This is a genomic window from Sphingomonas sp., assembly GCF_019242355.1.
Classification (GTDB): domain Bacteria; phylum Pseudomonadota; class Alphaproteobacteria; order Sphingomonadales; family Sphingomonadaceae; genus Sphingomicrobium.
On record NZ_JAFAVR010000287.1, the window covers coordinates 1 to 15,785 of the forward strand.

The 15,785-nt window shown below is 66.1% G+C and carries 12 protein-coding genes, 1 tRNA gene and 1 pseudogene; 10 read left to right on the plus strand and 4 right to left on the minus strand.

Going from position 1 to position 15,785, the window contains the following annotated elements:
* Positions 1-635 (plus strand): annotated as a pseudogene (locus JOZ79_RS13960) (hypothetical protein); the annotation flags it as partial.
* Between the two features lie 43 nt (positions 636-678).
* On the opposite strand, the gene JOZ79_RS13965 reads toward JOZ79_RS13960, so the two are convergent.
* Positions 679-915, minus strand: a complete 237-nt coding sequence (locus tag JOZ79_RS13965; RefSeq protein ID WP_294075373.1) for a hypothetical protein — start codon at positions 913-915, stop codon at positions 679-681.
* A 213-nt stretch (positions 916-1,128) separates the two neighbouring features.
* Here JOZ79_RS13965 and JOZ79_RS13970 point away from each other — a divergent pair, with 213 nt between their 5' ends.
* The 6 genes from JOZ79_RS13970 to JOZ79_RS13995 all read left to right on the plus strand — a co-directional run bounded on the left by JOZ79_RS13970 (position 1,129) and on the right by JOZ79_RS13995 (position 8,775).
* Positions 1,129-1,314, plus strand: coding sequence for a hypothetical protein (locus JOZ79_RS13970; RefSeq protein WP_294075376.1), 186 nt, complete (start codon positions 1,129-1,131; stop codon positions 1,312-1,314).
* A 215-nt stretch (positions 1,315-1,529) separates the two neighbouring features.
* Positions 1,530-2,144: a TetR/AcrR family transcriptional regulator gene (locus JOZ79_RS13975; protein ID WP_294075379.1), complete on the plus strand. Its 615-nt coding sequence runs from the start codon at positions 1,530-1,532 to the stop codon at positions 2,142-2,144.
* Between the two features lie 305 nt (positions 2,145-2,449).
* Positions 2,450-2,854, plus strand: a complete 405-nt coding sequence (locus JOZ79_RS13980; protein ID WP_294075381.1) for a hypothetical protein — start codon at positions 2,450-2,452, stop codon at positions 2,852-2,854.
* Positions 2,851-4,125, plus strand: coding sequence for an efflux RND transporter periplasmic adaptor subunit (locus JOZ79_RS13985; protein WP_294075383.1), 1,275 nt, complete (start codon positions 2,851-2,853; stop codon positions 4,123-4,125). Before JOZ79_RS13980 ends, JOZ79_RS13985 begins: the two co-directional genes overlap by 4 nt.
* 55 nt (positions 4,126-4,180) lie before the next feature.
* Positions 4,181-7,363 (plus strand): multidrug efflux RND transporter permease subunit, encoded by a 3,183-nt coding sequence (locus JOZ79_RS13990; RefSeq protein WP_294075386.1) that lies wholly within the window; start codon positions 4,181-4,183, stop codon positions 7,361-7,363.
* Between the two features lie 8 nt (positions 7,364-7,371).
* Positions 7,372-8,775 (plus strand): TolC family protein, encoded by a 1,404-nt coding sequence (locus tag JOZ79_RS13995; protein ID WP_294075388.1) that lies wholly within the window; start codon positions 7,372-7,374, stop codon positions 8,773-8,775.
* Here JOZ79_RS13995 and JOZ79_RS14000 read toward each other — a convergent pair.
* From JOZ79_RS14000 to JOZ79_RS14010, 3 genes are all read right to left on the minus strand, one after another.
* Positions 8,758-10,080 (minus strand): NAD(P)-binding domain-containing protein, encoded by a 1,323-nt coding sequence (locus JOZ79_RS14000; protein WP_294075390.1) that lies wholly within the window; start codon positions 10,078-10,080, stop codon positions 8,758-8,760. The genes JOZ79_RS13995 and JOZ79_RS14000 overlap by 18 nt on opposite strands.
* 45 nt (positions 10,081-10,125) lie before the next feature.
* Positions 10,126-12,546, minus strand: coding sequence for a TonB-dependent receptor (locus JOZ79_RS14005; protein WP_294075393.1), 2,421 nt, complete (start codon positions 12,544-12,546; stop codon positions 10,126-10,128).
* Positions 12,547-12,660: 114 nt separating this feature from the next.
* Positions 12,661-12,734, minus strand: a tRNA-Cys gene (locus JOZ79_RS14010).
* Positions 12,735-12,907: 173 nt separating this feature from the next.
* Between JOZ79_RS14010 and JOZ79_RS14015 the strand changes: the two genes are divergently transcribed.
* From JOZ79_RS14015 to JOZ79_RS14025, 3 genes are read left to right on the plus strand one after another with little or no spacing between them, the layout of a single operon-like run.
* Positions 12,908-13,594 carry a protein-L-isoaspartate O-methyltransferase gene (locus tag JOZ79_RS14015; RefSeq protein ID WP_294075395.1) on the plus strand — a complete coding sequence of 229 codons (687 nt, stop codon included), beginning with the start codon at positions 12,908-12,910 and terminating at the stop codon, positions 13,592-13,594.
* 8 nt (positions 13,595-13,602) lie between these two features.
* Positions 13,603-15,225 (plus strand): TolC family outer membrane protein, encoded by a 1,623-nt coding sequence (locus JOZ79_RS14020; protein WP_294075398.1) that lies wholly within the window; start codon positions 13,603-13,605, stop codon positions 15,223-15,225.
* A 44-nt stretch (positions 15,226-15,269) separates the two neighbouring features.
* Positions 15,270-15,677 carry a DUF2497 domain-containing protein gene (locus JOZ79_RS14025; protein WP_294075400.1) on the plus strand — a complete coding sequence of 136 codons (408 nt, stop codon included), beginning with the start codon at positions 15,270-15,272 and terminating at the stop codon, positions 15,675-15,677.
* The last annotated feature ends 108 nt before the right edge of the window (positions 15,678-15,785 follow it).

Consider the following 15,785-nt stretch of genomic DNA (forward strand, 5'->3'; position numbering starts at 1 on the left):
GGCTAGTGGTTGGCAGCGGCGACGCGCGGGATGCGTCGATCATCGATGTCACCTCCGCAACCAAGGTCGCGACGGTTCCGCTGGGCGGGACCGCGGAAAGCATGGCCGTTGACGGAGGCGCCGGCCGGGTGTTCATCAACGTCGACACCGCGAACGAGATCGCACGGCTCGATCTTCACACCAACAAAATCGATGCGCGCTGGCCGACGCCGGGGTGCGAAGCGCCACATGGGCTTGCGATCGACAACGTGAAGGGGAGACTGTTCGCCAGCTGCCGAAACGCGAAGATGATCGTCCTCGATGCGAGGACCGGCAAGTCGCTCGCGCTGCTCAGGATCGGCGTGGGGACGGACAGTGCGGCGTTCGATCCGAAACGACTCCGCGCGTTCAGCGCGAACAAGGATGGCACCCTGTCGATCGTCACCGAACGACCGGGGGGGACCTTCGTCTCCCATCCCGGTGTCCCGACCGCGCCGGGCGCGAAGAACATGGCGGTTGATCCACGGACGGGCCGCATTTTCCTCGTAACGGCCTCGGTGGCCACCTCCCGACCTGCGCAAAAGCCCGGCGGCTCGCCCTCTTACGATTTTGCGTCTGGCACTGTGAAAGTCATGATCTTCGATCCCAAGCCTTGACGAGAATCCTCGACGAGACCGGCTGGGTCAGCCAGTCTAGGCGTTATGCCAAGGCCCTGATGCTGTCGATCATCTGCCGCCAGACGCCGATCGCGGCCTGGCCGTCTGCGATGGCGTCGTCGCCCGATTCACACATCGACGGAGTCGCTTCGCGCAAGGCGATCAGGATGTGGTCCGCGGCATCCTCGTCGCTACCGAGCAGACCTTTCCGATGATCGCGAAGCACGGCGCCGATACGATCGATCACACCCTGCGAAACTTGCCGAGAACCGGGTTCCATCCAACGTCTCCACGCCAGGGTCGGCGCGACAATCTTCCGACAACTCAGAGAACGGCGGAACTCACGATTCCGAATAGTGCATGAGGTCCGCGCGCCGCGCACGTCGATTCGTCATATCAACACTTGATTAGGGCGGCCGTCATATCACCGCAATGTTCGAGCAAGGTGCGGGCAACACCGGGCATCTAATCGCTGATGCTCGGAGACTGTAGAATGACCGACGACCATCTAGATTATTTTCGCCGCCGTGAGCGCCAGGAGCGCGCCTTGGCGAAAACGGCCCCCAGCGTCGACGCTCGGCGCACGCATCAGCAGGCTGCGGAACATTATGCCTGGGTCGTGCATGGGTCGAGAGGCCTCGATCCCGCGCCCTTGTGGCGCGCGGTCGGACTTCTTTAAATTGGCTCCGGCGGCAGCCCCGGGTCGGCGGCGACGCCCTCACCGAGGGCAACCTTCCCGTCAGGCGCGCTTGATCCCCGGCTAGTCATGTATCAGCAGCCGGGCCCACAAGGCACAGATTGATCGTCCAATGGCCGCGCGATCAGCAAATCGCGTCGCTCACCCGACTGCAACTCATGGACAATCGACCAGCCAAGACTTATGTACCGGCCGTTATGGAATGTGTGCTCCCACGCGTTTGCACCAAGGGTCGGCCCCGTGAATTCGATGTCGACGAGGCCCTGGCCGCGGCGCTTCGTGTCTTCTGGTCGAAGGGCTACGAAGCCGCGTCGCTGACCGACCTGACCGAGGCAATGGGCATCACCCGGCCGAGCCTCTACGCCGCGTTTGGGAACAAGGAAGCCCTGTTCCGCAAGGCGCTCGATCTCTATGAGCAGGAAAAGCTCGCCTATATCGGCGAGGCGCTGAAGGCGCCGACCTCGCGCGAAGTTGCCGAGCGGCTGCTTCGCGGGGCGCTGGCGATGCAGACCAGCGACTGCGAGCCCAAGGGCTGCATGCGCGTGCTGACGTCGGTCAGCTGCAGCCCGGAGGCCGATTCGATCCGTGCCGACTTGATGGCGCGACGCCAGTCGTCGCAGCGGGCGCTGTGCGACCGGATGCAGCGCGCCAGGGACGAAGGCGACCTTCCCGAGGGCACCGACGTCGACGGCCTGTGCGCCTATCTCGGGGCTGTGCTTGGCGGAATGAGCATCCAGGCCAGCGGCGGCGCGCCGCGGGCGCAGCTTGAGAGCCTTGTTGAAACGGCGCTCGGCATGTGGCCCGGAAAATAGCCGAAAAAAATAACGTACCGGTCGGTATTGAAGTCTTGACCGCCGCTGAATCACTTTCTATACCAGTCAGTATAGAAGGGCGACATCGAGCCGCCGAGGAAAGCGCGACGCGTATCTGTCGCATTACCGGGATACTCATCGCGTCCTAGGACGCGGTCCCCCGTACCAGAATGCCGGGTCAGGTTGATCCACGGCTGCGGCACGTGTCGCGGCGGCGGACCTTCGCGCCCAACAATGTCGAAGCCACCGCGCGATTCCCACCGTCGCGGAACGGCAAGTCGCGCTCGCCGAACAGGAGATTAACAATGGCCAGCCTTCCCCTCCCCGCCTTGCAGCAATCACGGCCGTCCGTCGTCGCCGTCGCGTCGGACGTCGTCGGCACCGTCGCTCCCGCCCGCCTGTCAGCCCTGGAATGGTCGATCGTCGCGATGGCGGAGCGGGACAGCCTGTCGAGCATCCGCGAGCCGAGCCGCTATACCCGCGTGCTTCGCGCCTTTTTCGGCCTGAAACAGCCCAACCGGCTGGCCAGTGATCGACTGGAGACGCTTCGCCGTGTGTCTGTGCTCGCCTGGCTTCACGGCTGGAACGTGCCGAAGTCGGAACTCGTCGCCTTTCGCGAAGCCGGCTTCAGCAACGACCAGTTCGAGCTCATCCAGAACAGCCTCGGCCAGGCGCGTGCGTCGGCCCGCCGCCGGAAGCACGCACGATGAACATGGAGACAAGGGTTGAATCGGGATCGGGACAGGGCCTCGGCAACCGCGTCGCCGGCCTCTCCCGCAACCAGAAGATCGCGCTGGGCGCGGCGCCCTTGGCGCTGCTCGCCGGCGTGATCCTGTGGGAAGGCAACGGCGCCCCCGCGCCGGCCGCGCCGCCGCCGCCTGTCGTGACTGTCGCGACGCCGCTCGTGCGCCAGGTCGCCGAGTGGGACGATTATTCGGGCCGCTTCGAGGCGAGCAAGAGCGTCGAGGTCCGACCGCGCGTGTCGGGCGCGATCACCGGCGTCTATTTCACGGACGGCACCGTGGTGCGTCAGGGCCAGCTCCTCTTCACCATCGACCAGCGCCCCTACCGGGCGGCGCTCGCCCAAGCGCAGGCCGCCGTCGCAAGCGCGCGCAGCGACCTTACGCTTGCCCAGGCCAACCTCGGCCGGGCGACGCGGCTGCTCGCGGTCGACGCAGTGTCCCGCAGCGACGTCGACCAGCTTCGTGCCAAGGTGCAGGCCTCGCAGGCCGAGCTCGCGGCGGCCAACGCGCAGGTCCAGGCCCGCGCCCTCGACCTGAGCTTCACGCAGGTGCGCGCGCCGATCGGCGGACGGATCTCCGACCGCCGCATCGACCCGGGCAATCTCGTGCAGGGCGGCGGCAGCGGTGCCGACGGCTCGCTCCTGACGACGATCAACGCTCTCGACCCGATCTACTTCACCTTCGACGCGTCCGAGGCCCTGTTCCTCAAGGCCCGCCGCGCTAAGGAGACCGGAGCGGCGCCGTCGGACGTTCAGATTCGGCTTCAGGACGAAACCGATTACCGCTGGCACGGCCGCCTCGATTTCGCCGACAACGGGCTCGACACGCGGTCCGGCACCATCCGCCTGCGCGCGATCGTGTCCAACGGCACGCAGTTCCTGACGCCGGGAATGTTCGGCAACATGCGTTTGTCGGACGGTGTTCCCGAAAGGGCGCTCCTGGTCCCTGACGCAGCCGTCTCCACCGACCAGGCGCGCAAGATCGTCATGGTTGCCGCCAAGGACGGCAGCCTGACGCCGCATCCCGTCATGGTCGGCCCGGTCATCGATGGCCTGCGCGTGATCCGCTCCGGACTCGCGCCGACCGATCAGGTCGTCATCGCCGGCGCCCAGCTGGTGATGCCCGGGATGAAGGCCAAGCTTCAGCCCGGCAAGATCACGGCGGTCGCCGCGGCAACAGCCCAGCCCGACACCGTATCGGCACCGCTTAGCGGCCAGGCAACGTTCGCCAGTCGCTGAGCGGAGCCCGTTTCCCTGATTTCTTGAACCGGCTCAGCGCCGGGGAGCCACTTCCATGCGCCTGTCACGCTTCTTCATCACTCGGCCGATCTTCGCCGCCGTCATCGCGATCCTTATCACGGTGATGGGCGGGATCGCTTATTTCGGCCTGCCGGTGTCGCAATATCCCGACATCGTCCCGCCGACGGTGACGGTCAATGCGAGCTACCCCGGCGCCGACGCCGAGACCGTCGCGTCGACCGTCGCGGCACCCCTGGAGCAGGAGATCAACGGCGTCGACAACATGATCTACATGTCGTCGCAATCGACCGGCGACGGCAATCTCACCATCACCGTCACCTTCAAGCAGGGTACCGACCTCAATGCCGCGCAGGTGCTGGTCCAGAACCGGGTCGCCATTGCCGCACCGCGCCTGCCGCAGGACGTGCAGAGGCTGGGCATTGTCACGCGCAAGACCTCGCCCGACTTCCTGATGGTCGTGAACCTGATCTCGCCCGATCACTCGCTCGACCGCGGCTACATCTCCAACTACGCGCTGACTCAGGTTCGCGACAGAATCGCGCGGCTCGACGGCGTCGGCGACGCGCGACTGTTCGGATCGCGCGACTATGCGATGCGAATCTGGATCGATCCCAACAAGGCGGCGGCGCTGAACCTCACCGCCGGCGAGATCGTCGACGCCTTGCGCGCGCAGAACGTGCAGGTCGCCGCCGGAACGCTCGGCCAGCCGCCCTACGCCAGCGGCAACGCCTACCAGGTCAATGTCGAGACGCAGGGCCGGCTCAACGACCCGCAACAGTTCGCCAACATCGTTATCCGCACAGACGCGGACGGGCGCCAGGTGCACGTGTCCGACGTGGCCCGGGTCGAGCTTGGCGCCGCGGACTATGCCGCCAACACTTACCTATCGGGCGAACCGACCGTCATCCTCGGCGTCTTCCAGCGCCCGGGCTCCAACGCTCTAGCCGCCGCTGCCGCCGTGCAGCGCGAGATGGCGACCATGTCGAAGAGCTTCCCGCCGGGCCTCGAGTACCGCATCATCTACAACCCGACCGAGTTCATCTCGCAGTCGATCGCGGCGGTGCGCGAGACGCTGCTCGAAGCCATCGCTCTCGTGGTCCTCGTCGTTATCGTGTTCCTGCAGCGCTGGAGGGCCGCGGTCATCCCGGTGGTCGCCATCCCGGTGTCGCTCATCGGCACGTTCGCGATCCTGCTCAGCGTCGGCTATTCGCTCAACAACCTGTCGCTGTTCGGCCTGGTGCTGGCGATCGGCATCGTCGTCGATGACGCCATCGTTGTCGTCGAGAATGTCGAACGGAACCTGGCCAAGGGACTCACCGGCCTGGACGCCGCGCGAATGTCGATGGATGAGGTCGGCACGGCATTGATCGCCATCGTCCTGGTGCTCTGCGCGGTGTTCCTGCCGACCCTGTTTATGAACGGCCTGTCGGGAGCCTTCTACCACCAGTTCGCGGTGACGATTGCCGGCGCGACCGTGATTTCCCTGCTGGTGTCGCTGACCCTGTCGCCGGCGCTCGCCGCGATCCTTCTCAAGCCGCACTCGGAGGACAAGGCGCCGTCCAATCGTGTGACCGCCTTCCTCGTCGCCGCCGGCCACCGCTTCAACCGTGCCTTCGAGCGGTTCAGCGAATCATACTCGCGCCTGACTCGCCGGCTCGTCGCCATGCCTCGGCGCATGATGCTGGCCTACGCCGGCCTCATTGCCGCAACGATCGGCCTGTTCTGGATCACGCCGTCCGGCTTCATCCCGGCGCAGGACCAGGGCTACTTCCTGACCGTCATCCAGTTGCCGCCCGGCTCCTCGCTCGAGCGCACCGACGCCGTGATGCGCGAGGTTGCGGCGCGCATTCTGCCGATCCCCGGCGTCAAGGGCTCGGTCATGCTCGCTGGCTTCGACGGCGCCTCGCAGACCCAGGCGCCCAATGCGGCCGCGGCCTATGTCCCGCTGCAATCGTTCGAGGAGCGCCGCAAGCTCGGCGTCACGCTGCAAAGCATCATGGCCGAGGCGCAGAAGCGTACTGCCGACATCAACGAGGCGCGGCTACTGATCGTGCCGCCGCCGCTGATCCAGGGCATCGGCTCGGCCGGCGGCTACCGGATGATCGTCGAGGACCGCACCGGCCACAGCTTCCCGGAGTTGTCCGGGCTGTCCTGGGGCCTGATCGCCAAGGCCAACCAGACGCCCGGCCTGAAGCAGGTCTATACCCTGTTCGACATCAATACGCCGCGGGTGTTCGCCGACATCGACCGCGGCAAGGCCGACATGCTGGGCGTGCCGCCGGAACGCATCTTCGAGGCGCTTCAGGTCTATCTCGGCTCGGCGTTCATCAACGACTTCAACCTGCTCGGCCGCACGTACCGTGTGACCGCCCAGGCCGACTCGGCCTACCGTGCGTCGGAGGCGGACATCGCCAACCTGCGCACCCGGTCGAACTCCGGCGCGATGGTTCCGATCGGCTCGGTGACGACCTTCCAGGACCGAACGGGCCCGTACCGCGTGTCGCGCTACAACGGCTTCCCGGCGGTCGAGATCGACGGCGACACCGCTCCCGGCTACTCGTCCGGTCAGTCGCTGAAGAGCATGGAAAAGCTCGCCGACGCGACCTTGCCGCCCGGCTACGCCCACGAATGGACCGGCATCGCCTATCAGCAGAAGGCCGCGGGGAGCACGTCGGGCCTGGTCTTCGGAATGGCCGTGCTGTTCGTCTTCCTTGTGCTTGCGGCGCAATTCGAGAGCCTGATCCTGCCGCTGTCGATCATCCTGATCGTGCCCATGTGCCTGTTCGCGGCGATGATCGGCGTCCACCTGAGAGGAATGGACAACAATGTCCTGACGCAGATCGGGCTCGTTGTGCTGATCGCGCTTGCCGCCAAGAACGCTATCCTGATCGTCGAGTTCGCGCGGCAGGACGAGGCGGCCGGCATGTCGACGATCGAAGCGGCCGTCCGCGCCGCCCACGACCGCCTCCGCCCGATTCTGATGACCAGCTTCGCCTTCATCCTCGGCAGCGTGCCGTTGCTGTTGGCGACGGGCGCGGGCGCGGAGCTTCGGCAGGCGCTGGGCACCGCCGTGTTCTTCGGGATGGTCGGCGTGACGGGCTTCGGCCTGATCTTCACGCCCACCTTCTATGTCGTCTGCCGCGCCATCGGCGACCGCATCGCCCGCCGGCGCCGTGGCGGCGGCGAGGTCGAGCCCGCGCTGATCCCGGCCGAATAGGAATGACCATGTTCAGAAACGCGACCCTCATGACCTCGGCGCTTGCCTTGGCCGCTTGTGCCAGTGGACCCGACTATCATCCGCAGGCGGTTTCCGCCGCAGCCGCAGCGCCGTTCGTGATGGCGCAAGGGTCGGCCGTCACATCGCCGTCGCAGCCGGTCGGTAACTGGTGGCGGCTTTACGACGACCCGGTACTGGATGGGCTCGTGAGCGACGCCCTCGCCGCAAATACCGACGTCCGCGTCGCCGAGGCGCGGCTCCAGCGCGCCCGTGCCGCCGTTCGCGAGGAACGCGGCGCTGCCGAGCCGCAGGTCGGCCTTAGTGGCAGCGCGCAATACGGCCGCCCGTCCGGCCCCACGATCCCGGGCGAAAGGACGACCGACGTGCAGATCGGCCTCGGCCTCGATGTCGCCTACGAAGCCGACCTGTTCGGGCGCATCAGCCGTCGGGTCGAAGCGGCACGCGGTGACGTCGGCGCCGCCGCCGCCGATGCCGACGCGGTTCGTGTCACCATCGTTTCCGATACTGTGCAGGCCTATGCCGACGCCGTCTCCTCGGCGGAACGGATGGCGGTCGCCCGCAAGATCGTCGCCTTGCTCGATCAGTCCCTCCTCCTGACCGAGCGCCGCCACCAGGTCGGCGAGGCGACCGGTCTCGACACCGCGCGCATCGCCACGCTGCGCGATCAGCGCCGGGCCGACATTCCGACACTCGAGGCCGAGCGGCAGGGCGCATTGTTCCGCCTCGCCACGCTGACCGGCCGGCCTCCACGCGAACTTCCGGCCGACGCTGCCGTCCGCACGTCGACACTCCGCCTCGATCAGCCGATCCCGGTCGGCAATGGCGCAAGCCTCCTCGCCCGCCGCCCCGACGTTGCAGCAGCGGAGCGCCGCCTCGCCGCCTCGACCGCGCGCATCGGCGTCGCCACCGCCGATCTCTATCCGCGCGTCACGCTCGGCGGATCGGTCGGATCGAACGGTGCCGGGGTAAGTAATATTCTCAATCCGATCAGCTGGCTGGTCGGCCCCCTGATCAATTGGACCGCCAACCGCAGCGCCGCCCGTGCCCGAGTCGCCGAAGCCCGCGCCGACACGCAGGCGGCGCTGGCGACGTTCGATGGCACCGTCCTGGAAGCGCTCCAGGAAACGGAGACTGCGCTGTCGGCCTACCAGCAGGCGCTGAACCGGCGCGCGGCGTTGCACTCCGCCGAAAACGAAGCCGAAGTCGCCGCGCGGATCACCCGCGCGCGCCAACGCGAGGGCGACATCAGCTCGCTCGAGCTGCTCGATGCTGAGCGGACGGCAGCGGAGGCAGAAGCGGCACTTGCCGAAGCGGACGCCAATGTCGCCAAGTCTCAGATCGACCTCTTCCGCGCGCCCGGCGGCAGCTGGAGCTCAAAAGCGCGCATCTGATTCGTGCGCCCCGCCGGAGTTTAACGTCCGGCGGAGAACAAGCAGTCCGCTATCCGATCGGGGCGCCGAATAACTGCAGCCAGCATTGCTGGTCCTTGAGGCGATATGAGAGGCCAGCCGCTCCGCATCTTCACCGACACCTGACAGCAGTGTCGACTTGCGTTTCGAAAGCCATGGAAGTCCGAGGAAATAGAGGCCTGGGACGGGACTGACGCCATCCGTGTGCAGTGGTTCGCCTCGCTGGGAGAACACGGGCAGGTCAATCCAGTCCAGTTCAAGTGCGTAGCCGGTCGCCCAGATCACGGCGGAAATGCCCGACGCAGCCAGATCGAGCTGCGTCACTGGATGGGTGACACATGCCGGGTCGGGTCGGAGGGGCACCGGATCCGGTGCCGGCAGTTCCAGACCGTTGCCGGTGGCATAGGCGTCGATCGCCGCACGAAAGCGGTGATAATGTGCATCACCCTTCGCCAGGCTGTCTTTCAAGTCGGGCTTGAACCGTGCCACTCCGTCGCAGATTGCAGCCAATCGCCCGGTCAGCGTGGCGCCAAGGTGGGCGAGTTCACGCAGGTCCATGTCGCGACCGCCGTCGATGCCGGTCAGGAGCGGTGGCGGCTCACGAATGTCCCGAGACGCGGTCGGACGATCCCATTCGCCGAGCGCGAACTCCCAATGATGGAAATCGCGCCCCCGGTAGCGCCGCGGGACGCGCCGATGTGAGCCTACCGCCAGCCATACGGACCTGCCGTCTCGGATCAGGTCCTCGGCAATCTGCGTTCCCGAAGCACCCGCCCCAACGATCAAGATCCCTCCGGGCGGAAGGGTCTGCGGGTTGCGGTACGAACGGGCGTGCAGCTGGACGACACCGCTCAGTGCCTTCGAAGCCTCCGGGATCACCGGGCGCTGATAGGGTCCCGTGGCCACCACCACGTTGCTGGCAACGATCGGCCCTGCGTCGGTCTCGGCCACGAGTCTCGCTTGACGGCCACGCAAACGCCGCACCGTCACACCTGTCCGCACCGGCGCCCTGATGTGGCACGCATACGACTCAACGAAGTCAACGATATCGTCACGGCCGGCGAACCCTTCAGGCGACGCGGACGGGTGCAAGAAGCCTGGCAGTTCCAAACTCCAATTCGGAAACTGGAAGGCAAGGGAATCCCACCGCTCGCTGCGCCAACGCTCGGCTATCCGTCCGCGCTCCAGCACCAGGTGCGGCCGCCCGGCGCGACCCAGCCAGTAGCTCATCGCCAGGCCAGCCTGACCCGCGCCGATTACCAGGGTGTCGATTGTCTCCGCGGTCATGAGTCCTGGAGCCTGGTCACTGTCGGTAACCGGGCCACTTCCAGCTCAGCGGAAGTTCACGCGCGCGCGGGCGTAATAATAGCCGCCATTGATGCCGAAGGCCGAGAACTTGGGGTAGATTTCAACAGCGGGGCTTCCCGCTGCCGCAGCAACTGCCAGAGCCTCCGCATTGACGCGGTTCGGACGCTTGTCGAACAGATTGTTGGCTCCAACGGACACCGAAAGACTTTTGAACAGCGCGAAGCTCACGTCGATGTCGGTGATGAAGGCGCTGCCGGTGGAGTCGCGGTAGAACTTGCCGTCGCCGGGATCCTCGAAATTATACGCGTTTCCGTAGAACCTCTCCTTGCCGGAGACCGTCCAACGGCCGGTGGCGTAGAGAGCTGACAGGATAGCCTTGAAGCGCGGCGATGCCGTTTCCAGTGTGGAAATTGCCACCGGGTCGAACAAGCTCTGTCCGGATGCTGCAATCTGCGGCGGCGTCTCCCGGATCCGGGTAACCTTGGTCCTGCTGTAGCTTCCACTGAGTGACCACTGAATGCTTCCCCGGCCAGGCAGCGGCGTGCGCAGGTTTGCAACGACGTCGACGCCGCGAGTGCGGGTGTCCAGCCCGTTCGTGAAGACATTGATGCCGGTGAACGGCACGTTTTCGAGAACATTACCGTTGGCAATGATCGCCTGGTTGACCGCATCCGAGCGAAGCTCCCCGGCATAGGTGCCATAGAGGGTGCCACTGCCGACGACGCGGTTGCGGATCGAAATCTGGTAGGCATCGATCGTGAAGCTGACGCGAGGAGCTGGGGTCGCAACCGCGCCGATGCTGAAATTGCGTGCGTGTTCCGGCGCAAGCGGCTTGACGCCGATGAGAGCGGCAGCGGGAGCGTTGGGCGGCAATTGCACGAAAGCGGTATTCGGCTGCACGTTCGTCGCCGAATAATAGGCTTCGGCAAGCGACGGGGCACGGAACCCCGAACTCGCCGTGCCGCGGACTGCGAGACCAGGCGAGATCTCCTTTCGGGCGCTAATCTTGCCAATCACCGTACTTCCGAAGTCGGAATAATGTTCGAAGCGGCTCGCCAGATCGACGGTGAAGCCCCCACCGGGAAGCACGTTCAGGTCGGCATATGCGGCCTGGTTGCTTCGACCGTGCGAACCCGCGTCCGTCAATGCGAAGCCGGGAAAGGATTGTGAGCCGGCCTTGTACCGCGATGCCTCGTCGCCGGCGAGCAATGCATAGCTGTCATGCCGATACTCGGCGCCGAGAGCGAGACCAACCGCACTGCTCAAGCGTCGGCGTACGTCGAGATTTGTCGTCCACTCGGATGCCTTGAAGCTTCCGTTATGGAAATTCGTCGGCGTCGACCCTGTGTCATGGAACAAGTCGACATTCGCCGAATCCGTGACTTCCACCCGATTGCTGTTCCGGCCGTCGGTCGTGCTGAGATCCCAGGCCCAGCCGGCGAGGTTTCCGCTCAACCCGATGGTGGCCGAGTAATCCCAGCTCTTCAGGCGATCGATCGGATTGAAGCCGTGCGGGTAAAGCTCCGGCAATTTCGTGGGCAGGCGAAAGTTCGCCCAACCACCTGCATTGCGATACCCGAGGGTTCCAAAGGCATAGGCCTGCACGCTCCCAAGGTCGTAACCCATGTTCGCGGCGAAAGTTTGCTGCGTATATCGGGCGTCGCCGAAGACCTTGTTGAGCAGAGGATAGCCGTCGAGATCGGCCCAATCCGGATGAGCGCCCGAGGCGATGGCCTGCTCAACCCGGGCATCGGGTCCGCCGGCGTTGCTGAAATCATGGAAACGCGTTTCGAATGACAAATCAAGGAACCCCTTCGGGCCGAGCGGCGCACCGGCACTCGCCGACGCGCCCAGGGTCTCGCCGTCACCCTTCCCATATTCTCCCGCATAGGCCTCACCCCAGCCGCCCGAGGTCGAGTCATTGAGGATGATGTTGATGACGCCGGCAATCGCGTCCGAGCCGTACTGGGCCGCAGCACCGTCGAGCAGGACTTCGACTCGCTTGATGGAAGCGACCGGGATGAAGTTAAGATCCGGCGCCGCGCCGCCCTGGAACGCGCTCGATAGGACCGACAGATTGGCGGTGCCGTGAAGGCGCTTGCCATTGACCAGGACCAGCGTGTGGTTTGGCGACACTCCGCGCAGTCGCGCCGCCAGCGTCTCGTTCGCGAGATCATTGCCGACCGCCTGAGTGTTCAACGACGGCACGAGGTCGGCCAACGAGTCGCTGAGGTTGGGCGGTCCCGCGACTTTCAAAGACTGGGACGTCACCACCTGAACAGGCTCCAGGCTGTCCTTCGCTCTCAACCCCGAAAAGCGGGTGCCAGTGATGATGATCGTGTCGTCCGGTTCCCGGTTGGAATCCGGCGCGATCCCGTGCTGATCCATCGGAGGTTGGGCCGACGCAACCTGCGCCGCAACGGCCGCAGCAAGCAAGGCGCTCATAAGCCCCCTTCGGAGCGCGCCCCCTGCGCGTGCCCCCTCACCGTCGTTAACGGAAATTGAATCGCAGGTCGAGTCACTACCCGGACCGCTGGTCGGCGGTGGCCAGTGTCACGGTGGAGGCCCGAGCCGGAATCGAACCGGCGTGCAAGGATTTGCAGTCCTCTGCGTAACCACTCCGCCATCGGGCCCCGGAGTTGATCGCGCCTTTTCGCGACCTTTCCTCGCCGGTCAAGTGCGAACCGTTGCGCGGTCGCGCTGGCCAGGCAATCGTTCAACTTTCGACCAATGGCGGTTGGCGACGCAGCTCGCTCGCTTTATGAGCGACCTTGAACATCGGGTGTCTTAGCGACATATAACAGCCATGACCGTCCAGTCTTCAGTCTCCGTCCGGGCCCAGCCGGCCGACCGGGCGCCCGGCACGGACCTTGCCCTTGCGCGCGCGGCGATGGTCGAAAGCCAGCTGCGGCCGCAGGGCGTCACCGACGCGGCAGTGCTTGGGGCCATGGGTGAGATCGAGCGCGAGCGCTTCGTTCCGGAGCAGGCGCGCGCGCTCGCTTACATCGATCGCGCGGTTCCGCTCGGCGGCGGACGGTTCCTGCCGGCGCCGGCGGTGCTCGGCGCGCTTCTGACCCAGATGGCGCCACGGCCCGGCCAGCGCGCCCTCGTGGTCGGTGCCGGAACCGGCTATTCGGTCGCAGTCCTCTCCGCCATGGGGCTCGAGGTGGTCGGCGTCGAGTCCGCGGTCGAGCTTGCGGCCCGTGCGGGAGAGCTCGGCGTCGACGTCCATGACGCACCGCTCGAGGGTGGCCATGCCGAGGGTGCGCCCTACGACCAGATCCTGATCGACGGTGCGGTCAGCGATATTCCCGCCGCAATCATCGGCCAGCTTGCCGACGGCGGTACCCTTGGCGCAGCGCTGATCGACCGCGGAGTCAGCCGGCTGATCGTCGGCCGCAAGGCCGGCGGGGCGTTCGGATATCTCACCGTAAGCGACGCCGGCAGCCCACCGCTGCCGGGTTTCGAGCGGCCCAGAAGCTTTACATTTTGAGGACTGCAGTGGTTCGGAAAATCCTTAGCGGCACATTGGTCGCGGCATTGCTTGCCGGCACGGCCTCCGCCGACACCCTTCGCGAGGCGCTTGTCGACGCCTATCAGAGCAACCCGACGCTGACGGCACAGCGCGAAGCCCTTCGCGCAACCGATGCAACCGTCGCGATCGCGAGGGCCGCCGGCCGGCCACAGGTCAGCGGCACCGTGGGCCTCAACCGTGACCTCACCCGGTCCGGCATCCTCAACACCGGAGGAAGCAAGAACAACCTCTCCGTCGGAGTGGACGTCAGCTACCCTTTGTTCAACGGCGGCAGCGTCCGTAACCAGGTCAGGGGCGCGGAAACGCGAGTGCTCGCGGGCCGCGCGACCCTGCAAGCCGTCGAAGGCGACGTCTTCACCAACGCTGTCTCGGCCTACATGGACGTGATCCGCGACCGGTCGATCGTCGAGCTCAACCAGAATAACGTCAAGGTCCTGGAGACGAACCTCAAGGCCACTCAGGATCGCTTCCAGATCGGAGACGTCACCCGGACCGACGTCGCCCAGTCGGAGGCGCGGCTCCAGCTCGGCCGCTCGCAGCTTGCGACCGCGCAGGGGCAGCTCACCGCAAGCGAAGCCACCTATCGCCAGGTGATCGGCCACGCTCCGGGCCAGCTTGCGCCGCCGCCGCCGCTTCCGCCGCTCCCCGCCACCGCCGACGAGGCCGTGCGGATCGCGCTCACGGACAATCCCGACCTGGTCTCGGTCGTTCAGCAGGCGACGGCGGCTGGTTACGACGTTCGTGTCGCCGGTGCGAGCCGGCTCCCGACCCTGTCGGTGGGAGGCAGCGGCACCTACGTCAATTACCTCGGGAACGAAGGCAAGAATCTCTTCGGCCAAGCGAACCCCAGCAGCGGAGCGCAGACGGCAATCGGCTTGAACGCGAACATCCCGATCTTCCAGGGCGGCTTGCCGACAGCACGAATTCGCCAGGCGCAGGCACTTCAGGGACAGCTTCTCGAGCAAGTCGTCGGCACCGAGCGCGCGGTGGTGCAGGCGACGCGAGCCGCCTTTGCCGGCTATTCCGCTGCACAGCTCGCGATCCAGGCCAATTCCGTTGCGGTCCAAGCCGACCAGCTTGCGCTCGAAGGTAGCCGGGCCGAGCAGACCGTCGGCACGCGCACCGTGCTCGACGTTCTCAATGCCGAGCAGGAGCTTCTGAACTCGCAGGTCGCGCTCGTGACTGCCAAGCGCGATGCCTATGTCGCGGGCTTCCAGCTGCTGAACGCCATGGGAGTCGCAACGGCCAAGGACCTCGGGCTTGATGGCGGACCGCTCTACGATCCGCTCGGCAACTATCGACGTGTCGCCGCCAACTGGAGCGATTGGGCGAACGACCCCGCGCCGCGCCCGGTCGCGACCCGGACCGTCGACCCACAGGAACTGCCGCCCGCGCCGATCGTCACTCCGCAGATCATAACCAACAGCAATCTGCCCGAGCCGACCGCGGCCGAGATGAACGGCACGCAAGTCGCTCCGCGTGCGACGGTCACCAATCCAATGTTGGCTCCGCCGACGGTCACCCAGCCGCCGGTGAGCGCGACCATCACGCAGCCCGCAACCTCTGGCGTGACTTCGCCGCGGCGATAGGCAATACCGGCTTCGCAATGCAGTCACCCGGTCGTGAGCCCTCGATGGAAGACATCCTCGCGTCGATCAAGAAAGTGATCGCCGAGGAGAAGGAGCAGCGTGGCGCGGTCCGGTTCGAGGAACCGGCGGAGCAATCGTCTCGCGAGGGTGCCGGTCCGCAGGCGCATGATGCCGACGAGGTTCTGGAGCTCGACGAGCCGCTCGCTCCTCCAGTGGATCTCGGTCCGCCGCTGATCGACGAGGCAATCGCCGGCCAGAGCCGCGAGGCGCTGGACAAGCTGTCGACCATCGCCGCCACCGTGCCCGCTCCACCGTCCGTCAACCCGCTCGAGGAGATGGTGCGCGAGATGCTGCGGCCGGTGCTCAAGCAATGGCTCGACGAGCATTTGCCGCAGATCGTGCAGGAGCATGTGAAGCGCGAGATCACGCGCATCACCGGTCGGCCCGTCTAGTCGCTCGACCTGTCGCCAGCGCCGCATATGCAGAGGGCGCCGGACCAGCCGGCGCCCTCACCCCACCCCATGATCGCCCGGGCGGCTTCGGGGCGCCGCCCTGACGAT

Bases quoted from the DNA above. Each gene is read 5' to 3' on its own strand.
- JOZ79_RS13975 (WP_294075379.1), top strand. From the start codon at position 1,530: ATGGAATGTGTGCTCCCACGCGTTTGCACCAAGGGTCGGCCCCGTGAA.
- JOZ79_RS13990 (WP_294075386.1), top strand. From the start codon at position 4,181: ATGCGCCTGTCACGCTTCTTCATCACTCGGCCGATCTTCGCCGCCGTC.
- JOZ79_RS13970 (WP_294075376.1), top strand. From the start codon at position 1,129: ATGACCGACGACCATCTAGATTATTTTCGCCGCCGTGAGCGCCAGGAG.
- JOZ79_RS13965 (WP_294075373.1), bottom strand. From the start codon at position 915: ATGGAACCCGGTTCTCGGCAAGTTTCGCAGGGTGTGATCGATCGTATC.
- JOZ79_RS14005 (WP_294075393.1), bottom strand. From the start codon at position 12,546: ATGAGCGCCTTGCTTGCTGCGGCCGTTGCGGCGCAGGTTGCGTCGGCC.
- JOZ79_RS14015 (WP_294075395.1), top strand. From the start codon at position 12,908: ATGACCGTCCAGTCTTCAGTCTCCGTCCGGGCCCAGCCGGCCGACCGG.
- JOZ79_RS14025 (WP_294075400.1), top strand. From the start codon at position 15,270: ATGGAAGACATCCTCGCGTCGATCAAGAAAGTGATCGCCGAGGAGAAG.
- JOZ79_RS13980 (WP_294075381.1), top strand. From the start codon at position 2,450: ATGGCCAGCCTTCCCCTCCCCGCCTTGCAGCAATCACGGCCGTCCGTC.
- JOZ79_RS14000 (WP_294075390.1), bottom strand. From the start codon at position 10,080: ATGACCGCGGAGACAATCGACACCCTGGTAATCGGCGCGGGTCAGGCT.
- JOZ79_RS13985 (WP_294075383.1), top strand. From the start codon at position 2,851: ATGAACATGGAGACAAGGGTTGAATCGGGATCGGGACAGGGCCTCGGC.
- JOZ79_RS13995 (WP_294075388.1), top strand. From the start codon at position 7,372: ATGTTCAGAAACGCGACCCTCATGACCTCGGCGCTTGCCTTGGCCGCT.